General features: G+C 26.6%; 18 protein-coding genes. 4 read left to right on the forward strand and 14 right to left on the reverse strand.

What is annotated here, in order from left to right; translation table 11 throughout:
* Positions 1-19 precede the first annotated feature (19 nt).
* The 7 genes from CP965_RS09355 to CP965_RS09385 are packed head-to-tail and all read right to left on the reverse strand — an operon-like array spanning position 20 to position 5,912.
* Positions 20-733, reverse strand: a complete 714-nt coding sequence (locus tag CP965_RS09355; protein ID WP_129061828.1) for a metallophosphoesterase — start codon at positions 731-733, stop codon at positions 20-22.
* Positions 730-1,179 carry a hypothetical protein gene (locus CP965_RS09360; protein WP_206732283.1) on the reverse strand — a complete coding sequence of 150 codons (450 nt, stop codon included), beginning with the start codon at positions 1,177-1,179 and terminating at the stop codon, positions 730-732. Before CP965_RS09360 ends, CP965_RS09355 begins: the two co-directional genes overlap by 4 nt.
* A gap of 4 nt (positions 1,180-1,183) precedes the next feature.
* Entirely contained in the window at positions 1,184-1,717 is a 534-nt protein-coding gene (locus CP965_RS09365; RefSeq protein ID WP_164971013.1) for a YceI family protein, read from the reverse strand.
* The gene (locus tag CP965_RS09370) at positions 1,705-2,679 is read right to left on the reverse strand and encodes a hypothetical protein (RefSeq protein ID WP_129061831.1); all 975 of its coding nucleotides are present in this window, start codon (positions 2,677-2,679) and stop codon (positions 1,705-1,707) included. Before CP965_RS09370 ends, CP965_RS09365 begins: the two co-directional genes overlap by 13 nt.
* Entirely contained in the window at positions 2,667-4,229 is a 1,563-nt protein-coding gene (locus CP965_RS09375; protein ID WP_129061832.1) for a hypothetical protein, read from the reverse strand. Before CP965_RS09375 ends, CP965_RS09370 begins: the two co-directional genes overlap by 13 nt.
* Positions 4,216-4,836 carry an ABC transporter ATP-binding protein gene (locus CP965_RS09380; protein ID WP_129061833.1) on the reverse strand — a complete coding sequence of 207 codons (621 nt, stop codon included), beginning with the start codon at positions 4,834-4,836 and terminating at the stop codon, positions 4,216-4,218. Before CP965_RS09380 ends, CP965_RS09375 begins: the two co-directional genes overlap by 14 nt.
* Complete coding sequence (locus tag CP965_RS09385) at positions 4,833-5,912, reverse strand: ABC transporter permease (protein ID WP_129061834.1); 1,080 nt, start codon at positions 5,910-5,912, stop codon at positions 4,833-4,835. Before CP965_RS09385 ends, CP965_RS09380 begins: the two co-directional genes overlap by 4 nt.
* Positions 5,913-6,061: 149 nt before the next feature.
* Between CP965_RS09385 and typA the strand changes: the two genes are divergently transcribed.
* The gene (gene typA / locus CP965_RS09390) at positions 6,062-7,882 is read left to right on the forward strand and encodes a translational GTPase TypA (protein ID WP_129061835.1); all 1,821 of its coding nucleotides are present in this window, start codon (positions 6,062-6,064) and stop codon (positions 7,880-7,882) included.
* A 399-nt stretch (positions 7,883-8,281) separates the two neighbouring features.
* Positions 8,282-8,698, forward strand: coding sequence for an Hsp20/alpha crystallin family protein (locus CP965_RS09395; RefSeq protein WP_129061836.1), 417 nt, complete (start codon positions 8,282-8,284; stop codon positions 8,696-8,698).
* A 26-nt stretch (positions 8,699-8,724) separates the two neighbouring features.
* On the opposite strand, the gene CP965_RS09400 is transcribed toward CP965_RS09395, so the two are convergent.
* From CP965_RS09400 to CP965_RS09415, 4 genes are all read right to left on the reverse strand, one after another.
* Positions 8,725-9,090 carry a response regulator gene (locus CP965_RS09400; protein ID WP_129061837.1) on the reverse strand — a complete coding sequence of 122 codons (366 nt, stop codon included), beginning with the start codon at positions 9,088-9,090 and terminating at the stop codon, positions 8,725-8,727.
* A 1-nt stretch (position 9,091) separates the two neighbouring features.
* The gene (locus CP965_RS09405) at positions 9,092-11,395 is read right to left on the reverse strand and encodes a methyl-accepting chemotaxis protein (RefSeq protein ID WP_129061838.1); all 2,304 of its coding nucleotides are present in this window, start codon (positions 11,393-11,395) and stop codon (positions 9,092-9,094) included.
* Between the two features lie 76 nt (positions 11,396-11,471).
* Positions 11,472-11,681, reverse strand: a complete 210-nt coding sequence (locus CP965_RS09410; protein ID WP_129061839.1) for a hypothetical protein — start codon at positions 11,679-11,681, stop codon at positions 11,472-11,474.
* 277 nt (positions 11,682-11,958) lie between these two features.
* Complete coding sequence (locus CP965_RS09415) at positions 11,959-12,402, reverse strand: bacteriohemerythrin (protein ID WP_129061840.1); 444 nt, start codon at positions 12,400-12,402, stop codon at positions 11,959-11,961.
* A 73-nt stretch (positions 12,403-12,475) separates the two neighbouring features.
* Here CP965_RS09415 and CP965_RS09420 point away from each other — a divergent pair, with 73 nt between their 5' ends.
* Positions 12,476-13,114 (forward strand): Crp/Fnr family transcriptional regulator, encoded by a 639-nt coding sequence (locus CP965_RS09420; RefSeq protein WP_129061841.1) that lies wholly within the window; start codon positions 12,476-12,478, stop codon positions 13,112-13,114.
* Here the strand turns inward: CP965_RS09420 and CP965_RS09425 are convergent.
* The gene (locus tag CP965_RS09425; RefSeq protein ID WP_129061842.1) at positions 13,107-14,225 is read right to left on the reverse strand and encodes a metallophosphoesterase; all 1,119 of its coding nucleotides are present in this window, start codon (positions 14,223-14,225) and stop codon (positions 13,107-13,109) included. The two genes, CP965_RS09420 and CP965_RS09425, sit on opposite strands and share 8 nt — an antisense overlap.
* A gap of 99 nt (positions 14,226-14,324) precedes the next feature.
* On the opposite strand from CP965_RS09425, the gene CP965_RS09430 reads away from it, so the two are divergent.
* Positions 14,325-16,358 (forward strand): PAS domain S-box protein, encoded by a 2,034-nt coding sequence (locus tag CP965_RS09430; protein ID WP_129061843.1) that lies wholly within the window; start codon positions 14,325-14,327, stop codon positions 16,356-16,358.
* Here CP965_RS09430 and CP965_RS09435 read toward each other — a convergent pair.
* Together CP965_RS09435 and CP965_RS09440 are read right to left on the reverse strand one after the other, a co-directional pair.
* Positions 16,355-17,350 (reverse strand): type IV pili methyl-accepting chemotaxis transducer N-terminal domain-containing protein, encoded by a 996-nt coding sequence (locus tag CP965_RS09435; RefSeq protein ID WP_129061844.1) that lies wholly within the window; start codon positions 17,348-17,350, stop codon positions 16,355-16,357. The two genes, CP965_RS09430 and CP965_RS09435, sit on opposite strands and share 4 nt — an antisense overlap.
* Positions 17,351-18,013 carry a Crp/Fnr family transcriptional regulator gene (locus CP965_RS09440; RefSeq protein WP_129061845.1) on the reverse strand — a complete coding sequence of 221 codons (663 nt, stop codon included), beginning with the start codon at positions 18,011-18,013 and terminating at the stop codon, positions 17,351-17,353. It lies immediately after the preceding gene.
* Between the last annotated feature and the right edge of the window lie 76 nt (positions 18,014-18,089).

Below are 18,089 nucleotides of genomic sequence, written 5' to 3' on the forward strand. Positions count from 1 at the left end.
ATTTTTGTTCATATTTCTATTAACATAACTTTAAAAGAGTTATTTCACTATCTGCTTTATATCTAAAATCAATACCCCAAGTTCCTAGCCCTTTATTTACATAAATACAAGTGTTTTTTTTATAAAAAATTCCTGCTAAAAAAGGTTGGAAAAGTTTTACAAAATAATGAAAAGGGAAGATTTGACCTCCATGGGTATGTCCACATAAGAAAAGTTTAGTATTTGAATTTACTGCTAAAGAGTAATCTTTTGGTTGATGGGCAAGTAAGATTGAGTCTTCATTGTTTTTTAAAAATTCAAAGACTTTTTTTTCTTCTCTTTGTATTTTAAAAAACTTTGAGAATCTGTCACTTATTCCAGCAAGGGCAATCTCTTTGTTTTGGTATTTTATAAAAATGGTTTTATTATCTAGAAAAGTAAAGTTTGTTAAAAGAGTTTTTAATCTCTTTAGTCCATAAAATATATCATGGTTACCACTTATATAAAATACCTTTTTCAAAAGATTTAAAGCTTCAAGTTGAGGTATTATTTTGTCTGCTTTACAATCAATAATATCTCCTGTAAGAGCTAAAAAGTCATATTCTATGTCATTGCAAAAGCTTACTAATTTTTTAATATCTTCTATTTTTGTTTTTTTGTTTATATGCAAGTCACTTAAGTGAAGAATTTGCAAACCCTGCAAATTCTTAGCTTTTACTTTAAGATTTTTTATTTCTAACTTTGTTGGTTTCATAGAAAAACTTTTTCTAAATCATCTTTTGAAATAAATTCAATACTTTTTATTACACCATTTTTCAGGCGATAAAGAGTTGACATTCCATCTTTTGCTTTAAATCTATCATCTTTTTCATCATAGATTAAAAGAATTTCATGTTTATAGTTTTTCATCTTAGGTAAAGCGAACATTTTTGTAATAAACATAGGCATACCTGAGATATTTGCTATAAAAATAGCATTGTGCTCTTTTAGAAAGTTAGAGTCTTTTTGAGCTAAAAACTCATTTACTTCTTTTCCTGTTCCTTTTTCAAAAGAGACAATTATTGTAGTTATATTTTCATCAATTGTTTTCTTTTCATCAAACTGGTTAGCTAAAGAGAAGTTAGATATTTTTTCATTTACAAGTAATTCATGTGAAAAAGCACAAATTACAAAAGTAAGAAGTAGAATAATTTTTTTCATCAATCTATCCTTTTATATAATCTAAGTGATAAGAGATATCTATTTGATCTCTAACTGTTAGAAAAAACATTGTTGGTGGTTCAAGATTGAACGATGTTAATTTAATAGAGAAGTTTCCATCTAAAACTAAATGGTTATCTTTGTCTTTTATTTGAGCAAGGGAACTAATCTCTTTTTCTAAACCATTTAAAGTAAGAAAACCTTTGATCAAAAAACTATTATCAAGTCTTTCTATAGAATTAAGTCTAAATGATATTTGAGGGAAAGTTTCTGAATGTAGCGTCTCATACATATGCAAGTCTCTTTTTTCATTGTCACTATGTAGTGAAAAAGTTGTTAAAGAGATAGTTCCTTTTAATGAACTTAACTTTTCATTCATTGTAAGATGTGAAATAATATCTTTTGTAGATGGATTGATGTTTTTATCCCCAAAAACCTCTGTGTGTGTTTTGATCTTTCCATCTACAAATTTTAAGTCTTGGGCATTTACAAAACTTAAAATCCCAGTAAATAAGAATATATATACTAATTTAACCATGGTAACTCCTTTTTTTGTGATTGTTGTGTAGCTAAGATTTTGATTATGCATACTAAGAATATAACTGGAACAAAGTACGTTAAATTTTCTAAAGCCACAAATAATCCAGCACCAGATGCAGCCCAACCTATAAATACCATATAAATACCAAGCACTTTTAACTCTTTTTTTACAATTGTTTGAAGTATTACTACATTGTAAAATGAGATTACAAAAGGATAAACAAGTGATAAGATAAATGCTTCATGTAAGAAATAAAGTAGGTATGAAAGGGCAAAAAGAGTTAAAATTAAAAGCTCTTTTTGTGTTTTCTCTATCTTTATATAAAAAGCACTAACAACTCCAATTAGGTGAAAAACAATTATTTCTAAAGTAAAACCATCTCTCCAAATAGAAGTGCTTAAATCCCTTGAAAGAGTTTCAAACAAAGTTGAATCAAGGAAAATCCAAAGAACCATCACAAATAGTGAGTATGAATAGTTATTGCTTGTTAAATCTTTATTCTCTTTTTGATTTAAAAATAGTGATGAAAGTAGGGCAATTATAGTAAAGATTATTGCAATAGAACCTCTTTTTGAAGCTTCATATGTGAAAAGAAAAGTTCCTAAAGCATATGAAATACAAAGGGCAAAACCTAATTGTATATTTGAGGCTTTTTTTAGTTCATTTATTAATAACGGTGCTAAAGCTCCAACACTTATACCAAGTATAAATAAAAGTAGGGCATTTAAATTTGGATAAAAAAAACTAACTGCTAATTGAATAAGCAAAAATGAAAATATCTTGTTTTTATTTGAGGTTTTAATATAAAAACTTAATATTGAACCAATAACACCTCCAATAGGAAGTGGTGCTATAACAAAGATATTTGAGGCTAAATGCTCAACAATACCTGTTTGTGCAATAAGTAAGTAATAACATAACTCAAAAGCAATAAAAAATACTAGGGCTAATTTTTGCATAACTGCTCCTTTTTATAAAAATAAAGTAGATAAAAAACCACCATTGAAATATCAAAGGCTGATATAAATAGTGCAACAATTTCTAATGTTCCTGCTGTATAAAGAGAGAAAAATAGTGAACTAATAAAAACTCTAATAAAAACAGTTAGTTTTGTAAGAATTGATTCATACTCTTTATACTTTAAAGCTAAGAAGTGAATAAGTCCTGTCATACTTACAAAGGCAAAAACTATATATTCATATTTTCCTTCAAAACTAAAGTTTAAACTTGGATAGATAAAGCTAGCAAGAAGAATTAAAAACACTCCTCCTAAACCATCACTTAAAAAGCCAAAAAGGTTATACTTTTGTAAGTTAGTAAATTGATATTTTATATTTAAAAAAGCTAGTACTGAAAGAAAAGCAAAAATACCAAAGATAGTTCTTGCAATCCAAAAATTATGAATAGAAGCATTTAAAACTCCTGCTTGAACAAATCCACTTAGAGATAAAACAGTGAAAATCCCTATAAGACCAAAAAGATAAAAGCTATAAAATTTTAATGTTTGAAGCTCTTTTATATGAGAAACAAACATTGAAATCACCATAAAGAAAACTGAAATTCCCATAGCAACGTGAGCATGAGCTACAATTAAATCATTTCTGTGAAATATCCATCTAATTTCTGGAATAAATAGAATATTTCCTTCAATATCTACAAAAAGAAAAGAAGCAATAGAAATAAGAAGTGCTAGTTTTGCAAACCTTTCAATTTTTGCATCTTGATACCATCTATATAAAAGTGGTACATAAAGGAGTGTAAGATATTGAAAAAACCACTCTTGGTTATAAGTTAACTCTCCTATAAAACTTCTATAAAGAACTGAGATAATATAAAAAAATAAAGGAGTAATCCAAAGAATATTCCATCTAGCTTTAAACTCATTTTTACTTAGAAGTTTGATGATTAAAAAATAAATAGGAATTAAAGCAAAGCTCATTCCAAGTGTATTGTCTCCATGTGGTCCAGTAACTGTTTTTTCAACTTGACCAATTGTAGGATTCATAAGAACTAAAAGTGCAAAAGGAGCAGTCATTACTATGTATAAAGAAACTTTAACCCATAAAGGTTTTACTCCGTACTGCTTGATGAATTTATATAAAGCAATGATATAAAAAACTCCAGCAAGGCTTAAAATAAAATTTAGTTCATAGGGAAAATCATAAAAAGCCAAACCTCTTGTATTTCCAAATAGAAGTGAAGAAATCATAAATATTAAAAAGATATACCAAAAAATAGTATATAAATTTAAATAAAAAAGCCCATCTTTACAAGAACCAATCTCTTTATTTATAAGTAAAAAAGGTAAGTATGAAAGCATAAGTGGAATAAAACCATAAAGCATAAGAGAGATATGTAAGCTTCTTATATTTACTGGGTTTAGTGTTGTTGAATCAATAAATACCCCAAGTAGATTTATTGAGTATAAAATACCAAAGAATAGTCCTAAAAAGAAAAATAGTAAAGAGACTCTAAACTGTTTTTCTATAAAAATATTAAAGCTGTCCATCTTTTACCTCCAGTGTTATATCAGCAAGCTTTGCTAGTTCTTTATCGTGGGTTGCAACAATTATTGTTACACCACTTTTTGCAAGTGTTTTAAAAAGATTAAATACATTTAAAGAGTTTTTTGAATCTAAGTTTCCAGTTGGTTCATCTGCAAAAATCACTTTAGGACTGTTTATTAAAGCCCTTGCAATAGCAACTCTTTGTCTTTGACCACCTGAAATTTCATTTGGATAATAGTTTTTTAGTTTCTGGATTTCTAAGATAGTAAGTAGTTTATCTATCTCTTCTTTGCTTGCTTTTTCATTTGCAAGAAGAATGTTCTCTTTTACGTTTAGATAGTTTATTAAATAGTGAAATTGAAAAACAAAGCCAATATTTTCTTGTCTAAACTTATCAATATTTTTAATCTCTTTATACGGAGTCTCTTCAAAAACAATCTCCCCAGAGTTTGGTTTTAATAGAGTTGATAAAATAGAAAGCAGAGTTGTTTTACCGCTACCACTCTCTCCTGTAATTGCTACAAAAGAGCCTTTTTTGATATTTAGATTTATATTTTTTAAAGCAAAGTCTCTATCATATTTTTTACATACATTTTTTAGAGTAATCATATTTTATCTCCTTGGATTAAAACAATTGGGTCTGTTTTTGAAGCATTTAAAGCAGGAAAAATAGAACCTAAAATAGAGATTGTAAGAGTTGTAAAGAAGATAAAAATAGTTATCTCTAGTGAGATCTCACCATTTACATAACCTTGTAAAAATGAGTTGTTTTTTATAAGAAATAGTGCAAGGTTTGAAATTATTAAAGCTATGAAAAAACCAACAACTCCTAGAATAACAGCTTCATTAACTATTTGTAAAATGATTTTCTTCATAGAGATTCCTATGGCTCTTTTAATACCAAATTCGCTTTTTCTTTGATTTATAGTGATACTTAAAATTGAAGCAATAGTTAAAAGTCCCATACAAAAAGAGATAAATGAAATCACATTTGATGAGGTTTTGATTATCTTAAATTGATTATAGTTGTCAACAAAATTGCTAGTTGATTTTGCTTCAATATCTTTATCAAAAAGGTCTATTTTCAGTGCTAGTTTTTCAATATCTGTGTCAATTCTACAGTTAACCATAATCATTGAAGCACTTTTATTAAAGATTTTACTAGCATCATTTATATTTAAAACTGCTCCTCCATTTTCAAAACCAATAGAGCTTTCAAAAACGCCAGAGACTTTAAAAGTTTTATTTGAAAGTTTTATTTCATCTTTTCTATCTAGGTTTTCATAAATTGATTTTCCTAAAAGAACTTCATTTTTTTTTGGGTAAGTACCTTGTATCAATTTGTAGTTTTTGAATCTATTTTTTGTAACTCCATAAACTGCAACAATAGGAAGTTTTTCCACCATAGAAGCTCCTACTATAAGAGCTGAGGCTTTTGTAACTTCATCTAAAGTTTTGATTTTCTCTATTAAATTTATATTAACATTTGAGAAAAAAGTATCAGAGATGTTTTTTTGAGTAACTATGATATCTCCATCACTTTTTAGCATTGAAGAGTACATAGAAATTACTCCATTTGAAATAGAAGTGATTAAGAAAATAGAAGTAATTGATAAAACCAAACTTAATATAATAAGAGATGTTTTTAGCCTATTTGCTTTTATGGCTTTAAAAGCGTATGACATTTTTTTCCTTTTTTTATTAATTATAGAAATTTATCAAGTATTAATGAACATGTTATGAATAGTTTATGAATTTTTGTTCATATTTTAAAAAGAACTAAATTTAAGTTAAGTTTTAGTATAATCGCGGAAAATTATCATAAAGAGAGTAAATGAGAGATATTAGAAATATTGCCGTAATTGCACACGTTGACCATGGTAAAACAACACTTGTTGATGAGTTACTAAAACAGTCTGGAACTTTTGCAGCTCACCAAGAGGTTGATGAAAGGGTTATGGATAGCAATGATATTGAGAAAGAAAGAGGAATTACTATTCTTTCTAAAAATACTGCTATTGATTACGAAGGTGTAAGAATCAACATTATTGATACTCCAGGACACGCCGATTTTGGTGGAGAAGTTGAGAGGGTTTTAAAAATGGTTGATTCAGTTTTATTACTAGTTGATGCACAAGAAGGTGTAATGCCTCAAACTAAATTTGTTGTTAAAAAAGCACTTCAATTAGGACATAGACCAATTGTTGTTGTAAACAAAATTGATAAACCAGCTGGTGAACCTGATAGAGTTGTTGATGAAGTATTTGACCTATTTGACCAAATGGGTGCAGATGAAGAGCAACTTGAATTCCCAGTAATATATGCAGCAGCTAGAGATGGTTATGCAATGCATGCACTAGAAGATGAGAAGAAAGATTTACAGCCATTATTTGAAACTATTTTAAATGAAGTTCCAAAACCAAAAGGAAGCGAAGAAGAAGGTTTACAACTTCAAGTATTTACTCTTGATTATGATAACTTTATTGGAAAGATTGGTATTGCAAGAATTTTCAATGGTACTATTTCTCAAGGTGAAACAGTTCTTTTATGTAAAGCAGATGGTGAAAAAGTTAAAGGTAGAGTTACAAAACTTATTGGTTTTAAAGGTTTAGAGAGAGTTGAAATTAAAACTGCTGGTGCAGGTGATATCTGTGCAGTTGCTGGTTTTGAAACAATTGATGTTGGTGACTCTCTTTGTGATCCAGCTAACCCAATGCCACTAGACCCAATGCACATTGAAGAACCAACTCTTTCTGTTACTTTTGCTGTTAATGATTCTCCATTAGCTGGAACTGAAGGTAAGTTTGTTACTTCAAATAAAATTGATGAAAGACTTGCAGCAGAAATGAATACTAATATTGCTATGAATTATGAGCAAATTGGTGAAGGTAAATTTAAAGTTAACGGAAGAGGTGAACTTCAAATTACTATTTTAGCTGAAAATATGAGAAGAGAAGGTTTTGAGTTCTCTATTGGTAGACCAGAAGTTATTACAAGAGAAGAAAATGGTGTAACTATGGAACCATTTGAGCATTTAGTAATTGATACTCCAGATGATTATTCTGGGACAATTATTGAAAAGCTTGGGAAAAGAAAAGCTAATATGACAAATATGGTACCTATGGGTGCTGGATTTACAAGATTAGAGTTTGAAATTCCAGCACGTGGACTTATTGGTATAAGAACAGAGTTTTTAACTGATACAAAAGGTGAGGGTGTTATGAACCACTCATTCTTAGATTTTAGACCACATTCAGGAACAGTTGAATCTAGAAAATATGGAGCACTTGTATCTATGGAAAATGGAGAAGCTTTAGGTTATTCAATTTTCAATTTACAAGAAAGAGGTGTAATGTATATTAAACCTCAAGATAAAGTTTATAATGGAATGGTAATTGGAGAACACGCAAAATCAAATGATCTAGATGTGAATCCAATTAAAGGGAAGCAACTTACTAATGTTAGATCTTCGGGTGCAGATGATGCTATTAAACTTGTTCCACCAAGAGTGATGTCCTTAGAAAATGCTTTAGAGTGGATCGAAGAAGATGAACTTGTGGAAGTTACTCCTTTAAGTGTAAGAGTAAGGAAAAGAGAACTTGATCCAACAGTTAGAAAGAGAGCTGCAAAAAAGGCTAAATTCGCAGACGAATAGAATTTAATTTTAAATATCTATTTGAAAGGGGAAGAAGCTTTTTGCTTCTTCCCCTTTTTTTTACAAAAAAATAAAAAAGGGAAAAATATATGTCCGATGATATGTCGAGGTGGCTTTTAAAATTTAAAAAAATTAAATAGGAGAATTTTTTCTCCTATTAAAAGGAGAAAAAATGAATAATATAAATACAAATAAAAAAGATTATGCAATAGTAATAACTATCTATATATTAACAATATTTACAACATTTATTACAGTAGTTAATTAGCACTAAAATAAATAAAATGCTAAAAATATTAGCACTAATTCTTGACAAGTGCTAAAAATATTTGTTATAATTTCATTAACTTGATAACTAAACTATCAAGTAAATTAATAAAATTAAAAAAAGGAGTCAAAATGTTACTTACAAAATTTGATCCATTTAAACAAATGAGAGAGTTAGAAAAAAATTTTTATAATTATCCATCTTCAAATGAAGGTGTAGGAAGTTTTGTTCCTGTAGTTAATACAAGGGAAGGTGAAAATGCATTTCATATTGATGTGGATTTACCAGGAGTTAAAAAAGAAGATATTAAAGTAGATATAAATAAAAATGTCTTAACTATTTCAGGAGAAAGAAAAACTAAGGAAGAAATTAAAGAAGAAGATTATTATAAAGTTGAAACATCATTTGGTAAATTTTCAAGAAGTTTTACAATTCCTGAAAATGTAGATATTGAAAATATTGAAGCAAGAAGTGACAATGGTGTTTTAGAAGTAGTCATTCCTAAACTTGAAGAACAAAATAATAAAAAAACAATTGAAATAAAATAATAAATAAGAGGAATTTTCCTCTTATTTTATAGATTTAAGTTTGTTAAAACTTTATTTTCTACATCTCTCATAGAAATAAATGGTTTTGTCAAATAATCTGTTACTTCCAAATCATCACACTCAATCATCTTTTCTTCTGTTGAGAAAGCTGTCATCATAATTATTTTTTGATTGGGTATTTCTTTTTTTATCTCTTTTACAACATCAATTCCAGTCATTTGTGGCATCATAATATCGCAAAGAATTAAATCATATTTATTTCTTTTTAATGAATTTAAAGCTGTAACTGGATTATCATATGTAGATATCTCAAATAAATTCTTTCTTGATAAAAATTTCTTTAACATTTCTAAAATAGAACTTTCATCATCAATAATTGCAATTTTTTTCATTTTAATCCTTTTTCAATTTTGCATTTTCAATTTTTACAACATCAAGAGCTTTGAAAACTTCAGCTGTTGCAGTTTCTACACCATTTCCTACTTCAATTAAAGTATCATTTGAGGCATTTTCTAAGTTTTTATCTAAGAAGTTTTGAACTCCACCATGTACTCTTTTATGTGCATCTTTAAGTGCCTGCCAATTTTCAGTTTTAGTAAAGGCTTTTCCTTCTTTTTCTGCATTTATTATCCATTTACCTAAATTACACTGAGTTTCATCAACAACTGTAAATTTTGTATTTTCTGCTATTTTTGCAAAGTTGTTTTCTTTGAAAAGGATATGTTGTAATTTAAGATTATTTAATTCATGAACTAATTCTGTATCATCAATTTGTTCTCTAGCAGAGTTTTTAAATTTTGCATTTTTTGCTACAGCAATTAAGTTATCTGATAAATCTTTTACTTCTTTTGCAAGGCTTGCAATACTAGTAGCATCACTTGCATTTTCTTGAGTATTTTTATCTAATACTGTAATGGCATCATTAATTTGAGAGATACCTAAACCTTGCTCTTTAGAAGCATTTGCTACATTATCAATTATCTCTTTAGTTTGAACAATAGCACCTTGAAGTTCATCATAACCTTTAATCATTGTATCAGCAATATTCTTACCATTGTTTGCTTTTGAAGTTGCTTTTTCAACTAAGTCTTTTATTTCTTTTGCTGCTTCTGCTGATCTTGAAGCTAGGTTTCTAACTTCTCCTGCAACTACAGCAAAGCCTTTTCCAGCTTCACCAGCAGTTGCTGCTTCAACAGCTGCATTTAGTGAAAGTATATTTGTTTGGAATGCAATTTGATCAATTACTGTAATTGCATCTGCAATAGATTCAACTTCTGAATTAATTTCATCCATTGAGGTAGCTGTTTGATGGGCTAATTCTTGACCTCTTTGAGCAGAGTTCATAACTACATCATCTAATTCTTTCATTTTATCCATATTTTCAGTACTATTTTGAATATTACTATTTATTTCTTCAACTGCAGCAGCAGTTTCTTCTAATGAAGCTGCTTGAGCATTTGCTGAATCTGATAAAGAGTTCGCAGAGTTTGTTAGTATTTGAATATTTTCTGCTAGCTGCTCACCACTTACCATAATAGTTGCTAAAATCTCAGAAATATTATCTCCAATAGATTTCGTTCCTCTTACAACAGAACCTAAATTTCCACTTACATTCTTTACATTGAAGTCATATTCAAAATTACCCTTTGAGTATTCATTTAAAGCTTTGTTAACTTCTCCTAAATGTTCTTTAAAGTCATCAATTAAAACATTAATAGCATTTTTCAAATCATTAGTTGATCTATTTTGTGTTTGGGCTTTTACTTTATATTCAAAGAAACCTGCTCTTACCATTTCAATAGATTTTTCACTCTCTTCTACTATTTTTTGATCTTGTGCTGTAACTTTTCTAATTGATTCTAAATATTCATTAAAGTATCTTGCCAAATCTCCTATTTCATCTTTAGAGTTAATATTTATTTTTTGATCAGCACTAGAAAATTTTGTAAGAGCTTTTACTGTTCCCGTAAGTTTAGATAAGGGGCTAACAATCATTCTATGAGAAATAAAAATTACTATAGAAGAGATGATTATAATAAGTAAGATTACACTTATTGTAATCATAGTTATACTATTTTTAGTATCATCTTGGCTTAATTGTTTCATTTGTGCCACTCTGTCTTCAACATCATCTAGATAACTTCCTGTGGCAATAACCCATCCCCAAGGTTTGAAAACTTCAAGATAAGTGTATTTTGGTTGTGGTTCATTATATCCAGGCTTATTCCAATCATAGGTTACTAGACCTGAACCTTTGTTTTTAGCTTGTTTTTCAATTTCTTTAAAAAAGTATTTTCCTTTTGCATCTTTGATATTTGCAACATTTGTGTTCTCTAAAGATTTTGATTCAGGGTGCATTAACATATTCAATTTTAAGTCATTTACCCAAAAATAACCATCTTTACCGTATCTGATTTTTTTAACTGCAATTAAAGCATTTTGTTTAGCAGTTTCTTCATCCATACCTTCTGAAGAGATTTTATTATATTCCTCTTTTACAGTGTTCATTGCTATTGAAACATAATTTTTAAGATTTGTTTCTTTGTGTTTATAGGCATCTTTTGTATAAGTCTCAATACTTTTCTTACTAAGATGATTTATTGAGTATATGGCCTCAAAAGCCAGTATAACAGAAACTGCAATAATTGTAGAAACTACAATTATTAGAAGTTTGTTTTTGATTGTTAGGTTTTTCATGCATATTCCTAAGTGATTAATTTTTCTTTAAGCTAAAAATATTCTACTTAAAAAACGTGGAGATTAAGTTTAAAAACTAAAAATATTTTTTTAAAATTCTTTTAGAGTTCTTAAAAGCTTCTTTTTTACTTTTTCCATAAGCTCTAAAAATTCCATTAGAGCTTATAATTTCTAAAATCTTTAGATTCTTTTTAGCTTTTATATTTAAAACTCTATTTACATTATATTTTTTTTTAATTTTTCTTACTTCTTCATATTTTTCTATTGTTAATACTTTTGCATTCATAATAATCCTTTCTCTATAAAATATTACTATATTATATAAAATATATATAATATTGTCAAGAATTTATAAATTTATTTATTTTGGGACAGTTTTGAGACACTCTTATGTTAAAATTTAATATGTATAATTTATTAAGGTATTTATTATGAAAGAATTTTTTACTATTGATATATTATTTAATATAGCTATTTCTGTAATGATATCTTTAGTTATTATAGAAGGTTATTTTTACTTAAGAAGTAAAAAATAACTCTAATATAATAGTTTCAATTTTAAATTAATGTTGTGCATGACAAGGGCTAACCCCTGATTTAAAAAACATTGCTGTTACTGTATCCATAGTTTGTATATGATTAATTAACCAAGTAGTAACATCATTTTCAAGATACTCTTTTAATTGTTTTATATTATTGTCTTTTTTAAATGAATCTAAAATATAAACCATCCTTTGTAAACAGTTATCATGTTCACTTTTATGTACTATATATGGAGGGAAATTAAGCTCAAGCATTTTTTCTTCTTCTCCTTTAAAGTGATTAACTGTATGACTATACCACTGTTTATAAGTATTTATTACTAACATTTTATTTTCAATTGATTCTTCTTCTATGAATTTTAATATGTTTTTATGTAAAGTATTAATTAAATCAATATCTTCATAATGAACTTCATTCATAAAATCTTCTGCAACAAGAGGTAGGTTTTCTTTATTAATTAACATAAAAAAGCCTTTTTAAATTTATTTTTATGATTTTTGCATAAAATGTCTATAAAAACATTGACTGGAGTCAATAATGAATAAATTAAAAAACTACTATCTTTTTAATGGTTTAAGTGAAAAGGATATGGAGCTTTTAGAGAGTATTTCTTTTGAAAAAAGTTTTTCAAAAGATGAAATTGTATTTTATAAAGGTGATAAGTCTAAATATTTATTACTTTTAGTATCAGGTTGTGTAACTGTATATAAACATGATTTTAAAGATAATGAAGTTGTGATTCATAACTTTAAAGCAGGTACATTTATAGCAGAGTTAGCAAATTATGAAAATATTAATTACCCTGCAAACTGTAGATGTGAAATGGATTCTAAAATAATTTTTATCGATTATCAAAAATTTGAAGAGTATTTTTTAAATAAAAAAGAATTTTTATTAATCTTTATAAAGTCTTTGACTAAAAAGATAAAGACTTTGGAAGTTTTTATTAGTTCGAATATGGTTGAAAATGTTGATGCAAAAATTGCAAAATTTATTTTTGATAATAGTGAAGAGATAAAAAATCTAAAACAAGTAAAAGTTGCAGAAGTATTGAATATTAGACAAGAGACTCTTTCAAGAAAATTAGCTCAAATGAAAAAAGAGGGTATTTTACATGATAAAAAAGGTAAAATTGAAATTAAAGATGAAAAAGCATTAAGTTCTCTATTTAGTTAGGAGTTAAAGTTATCTCACTAATTTCAGAACTGGCACCTAACCTCATTGGTGGTCCCCAAAAACCTGTTCCTTTATTTACATAAACTTGAGTGTTTTTTGTATGCTGGTTCAAGCCTTTTATATAAGGTTGTTGTAGTCTGACAAGTAAATTAAAAGGAGCAATTTGTCCTCCATGTGTATGCCCACAAAGAATTAAATCGATATCTTCTTTAATCTCATTCACAAACTTTGGTTGATGTGCTAATAGTACTCTAGGGAAGTTTTGTGTTTTATTTAAAGCCTTTTTTAAATCAGGTTTGAAAGCATCAGCTTTATACCCAAAAATATCATAAACACCAGCTAAGTAGAAACCTTCTTCTTGCTCTCCAATAAACACATTTTCATTTTCTAAAGTTTTAATATTTAAACTATTTACATAGGTAATAATTTCATTAACTCCATGAAAGTACTCATGGTTACCAACTATAAAATATACACCATATTTTGATTTTAAATTTTTTAATTCATCTAAAGCAGCTTTTGCATAATCTAATTTTGTATCAACTAAGTCTCCTGTAATAACTACGATGTCAGCATTTAGCTTATTTACTTTTTCTACTAGATTATGAATAAAGTTTTTATTTACAAGTCCTCCAATATGAATATCACTTAATTGAATAATTTTATATTTTTGTTTTAGTTTATTTATTTTTATTTGAACTTTTTCAATTTCTATATGTCTAGCATTATACATAGCTTTTGCATTTACACTACTTGCTATAAGGATTGAACCTATATCAAGACTTTTTCTAAAGAAATCTCTTCTTTTTTCATTTGGAACTGATTTATTAATAATTCTTGAAAAAAATTCATAAATGATTGTTGCTATAAATAGAAGAAAGATTACGCCAATAGGAAGAGATAAAAGAAAATAAACCCAATTGGGAACAAAAGGATTATATCTTACAAACATATATGCCAAGACTCCAAAAAGGTTGATGAGTAAAAAAATATTAAAATATCTTTTTACACTTTTTGAAAAATGAACTTTATCTACAAATCTTTTTGAAATAAAAAAAGTAAGTAATGCCATAACACTAAAAAAAATTGTTGCGAAAATAATAAATCTCATGGTCAAAATTATATCTTTTGTAAATTAATAGAAATTAAACTCTAACTTTAGTTTCTTTTATATATAATCTTAGTAATAAGAAAGTAAAAAGGCTTTAATATGAAGAAAATAATACTTTTTTTATCTATTTTTATAATGATAGTTTATGCAAATACTGTAAATCTTGATTTTTTAATGAAAAATAGTAAAAGTCCTATGTTAATTATTGACCCTAAAAATGGAGAAATAATAAATGTCAATAAAAGTGCAGCACTTTTTTATGGATATAATATAGAAACTTTAAAAACAATGAATATCAAAGAAATCAATACTTTTACTAAAGATCAAGTACAAGAAGAGATGCAAAAAGCAAAAGATGAAAATAGAGACCATTTTATTTTCAACCACAGATTTGCAGATGGTTCAACACAAAAAGTTCAAGTTTTTTCTTATCCTATTATATATAATAATAAAGATATGCTTTTTTCAACTATTCATAGGTTAGAAAATCAATATTTATTAGATAATTTTAATAAAAATCTCCAAGAACAAGTTACTTTACAAATATCTCAAATAGAAGAATCTAAAAAAGATATAGTAACAATTTTTATTGCAAGTTCTCTTTTACTAATTCTTTTTATATTAATTTTAATTTATTTTTTAAAGCAGAAAAGAAATTTAGCAGAAAAACTACAAAAAAGTAATGAACGCTTTGAATTAGCTATGGATACTACAAAAGATGGACTATGGGATTGGAACCCTATTACTAATAAAGTTTATTTTTCTAAAGCTTGGAAAGAAATGCTTGGGTATGAAGAATATGAAATTAAAGAAGATTTACAAGAGTGGAGCAGTAGAGTTCATCCTGACGAAATTGATAAAGCACTTGAAGATATTCAAAAACACTTAAGAGCAGAAACAGATTTTTATGAAAATATCCATAGAATGAAACATAAAAATGGTAGTTGGGTTTGGATTCTTGATAGAGGTAGGGCAGTTTTTGATTCAAAAGGTAATCCCATAAGAGTTATTGGATTTCATACAAATATCACTTTACAAAAAGAGGCTCAAAAAAAGATTGAGCAACAAAAAGAAGAGTTTCAGAAAATATTTTATAATTCAAATGATGCTATTGCAATTGTAGATTTAGAAACAAACTTTTTAAATTTTAATGATGCTTATTTAAAATTAACAGGTTTTACAAAAGAAGAATTATTAAAAAAATCATGTTTAGACCTTACTTCTTATGATGATATAGAGTCTACAAAAAAAGCATTAGAACTTGTCTTTAAGGAAGGACACATTGAAAATTTAGAAAAAATCTGTATTGTAAAAGATGGAAGACATGTTCAAACAAGTATGAATATTGCTTTAATGTCTGATAAACAAAGAATGATTATTACAAGTAGAGATATTACAAAGTTAAAGAATATCCAATCTCAAGAAAAACTTGCTTCTATGGGTGAAATGATAGGTAATATTGCCCATCAATGGAGACAACCTTTGACAGTAATTACTGCAAATGCTAGTGGTTTAAAAATACAAAAAGAATTAGGAATTTTATCTGATGAAGATTTTCATAAGGCAATGGATGCAATTGTAAGTCAATCTAAATATTTATCAGAAACAATAGATGATTTTAGAGCATATATTAAAAATGATAAAGCAAAAGAAGATACAACTATTGTGCAAATTTTGGAAAAAACTTTATCTTTGAGTGAAGCTACTTTAAAAAATAATTATATAAAAGTAGAAACACAATTCCAAAAAGATATGAAAATACATTGTTTCAAAAATGAAGTAGTTCAATCTTTCTTAAATATTATAAATAATGCAATTGATGCAATAAAAACCAATCTTAAACCAGAAGAGCTTAGATTAATTTTTATTAAAACACAAGAGACATCAACAGGTTTATCTGTATCTATAAAAGATAATGCAGGAGGAATAAAAAAAGAGATAATACCAAGAGTTTTTGAACCTTACTTTACAACAAAACATCAAAGTGTAGGTACTGGAATAGGACTTTCTTTATCCCATGATATTTTAACAAATCACCATAATGCTCAAATTACGGTTATGAATGATGAATATATTTATGAAAATACAAATTATAAAGGAGCAAATTTTATTATAAAATTTAAAAAAATTTAATTTGTATTTTCTTTACTAAAATTTTTTAAAAGATTATCAAGCTGTGTTTTTAAAGATTGCAATTTTTTAGTTGTTTTTAGTAAATCATCAGTTGATTCAATCATAATATCTTCACTTCTATCTAAATCTTTAATAACATCTGATTTATTCTCTAATTCAATAATTAAACTATCAAACTCTTCTGTTAAACTTTCAAGTTTTTTAGAGGCTTTTTTTGACTGCTCTAAAGCAGTTTGTGAATAGTTCATAGCAGAAGAAACCTTATTTATAAAAGAGTTTAAATTATCAGCAACTTCAACAAATTCTTTTTCTGTATTAACATTAATTGGTTGGATATCCTCTATATTTGATGAAGTTATTTTTTTAGATTTTTCAATAAATTCTCTAGCATTTTTTTCTATTCTTTTTAATTGAAAAATAGAGTATAAAGCTAATAAAAACATTATAGCCAAAGAGCTATATTGGAATTTTTTGATAAATTCAGTTTTTTCCTCAATATATGAAGTATATAAAGATACAATTTTATCCACTTCTTTTAATAGTTCATTATTTGAAGAAGCTATAAATAGTATAATAGAATTTAGTTTATCTGAATCCTTTTCTAAAAGAGCTTTTTGAAAATCAATTACATTTTTTTCAAAATTTTTCCATAAGTTCATTACTTTTAGCATTTGAGTTTCAAGTTCTTTTGTTGGAGCTTTAGAAATTTTTAATAAATCATTACCTTTAATTAATGTTGATAAACCTTGATTAAACTCCTTTCTAGCCTTTTCTATTTCAGAAAAATCATTTTCTTTAATTTGATACAAATAGAAAATATTTTTTGTAATTCTTTGAGTTAACATTCTTTGCTTCCCTGCAATATTAATAATTGTTGCATCTTTTTTATTTTTGTTATTTAAAAAAATTGTCACTGAAATAACAAAGAAAATTGATAAAATAAGTAATGAACCTATTACTTTTATTTTTTGACTAATACTAATTGTTTTCATTTATATTCCTAAGTAAATACTTTTTAATTCTTCATAATTTAAAATTCTTATTTTACCTTTTTCGATAAGAATTGAACTGTTTCTAGCAAGCTTTTTTAGAACTCTGGACAAAGTTTCTGGTTGAATATGCAATAACAAAGATACCTCTGCTCTTTTTAGTTCATTAAACATTTCTAAATCATTTATTAGCATAAAAGCTACCTTTGATGTTGCATCAAATACTAGTTCTCTATTTACAATACATTGAAGTTGATGGTTTTTATATATTAACTCTTGAATAAATTTTAAACATAAAGCATCTTTATATAAAAACAACTCCTTAAATTTTGTGAAATCTATTGATAAAATAGAACTATCTTTTACAAACTCAGCATTTGAGAAACAGCGAATCTCACTTTCATTTAGGTTTGATAATTCTGAAATCATACTATTAGAATAAATATAATAAAGAAAAATCTCATTATCATATTTATCTATTTTATATACTTTTATTTGCCCTTCTATTAGAAATAATAACTTATCAGTGGATTCTGTTTCATAATAAAGAATAGAATCCTTTTTATAGTTTGAAATTGTAGAAATTTCAGTTAGTACTTCAAGTTTATCTTCTTCAAAATGGGAAAACAAACTTATATTTTTTAAAATATCTTTTACTTTTTGCATTATTAAACCTAAAAATTAATCATACTCTTTTACTTTGATTTAAATCAAAGGATTACTTTATTTATTAAACTATAAT

The organism is Halarcobacter mediterraneus (assembly GCF_004116625.1).
Classification (GTDB): Bacteria; Campylobacterota; Campylobacteria; order Campylobacterales; family Arcobacteraceae; genus Halarcobacter; species Halarcobacter mediterraneus.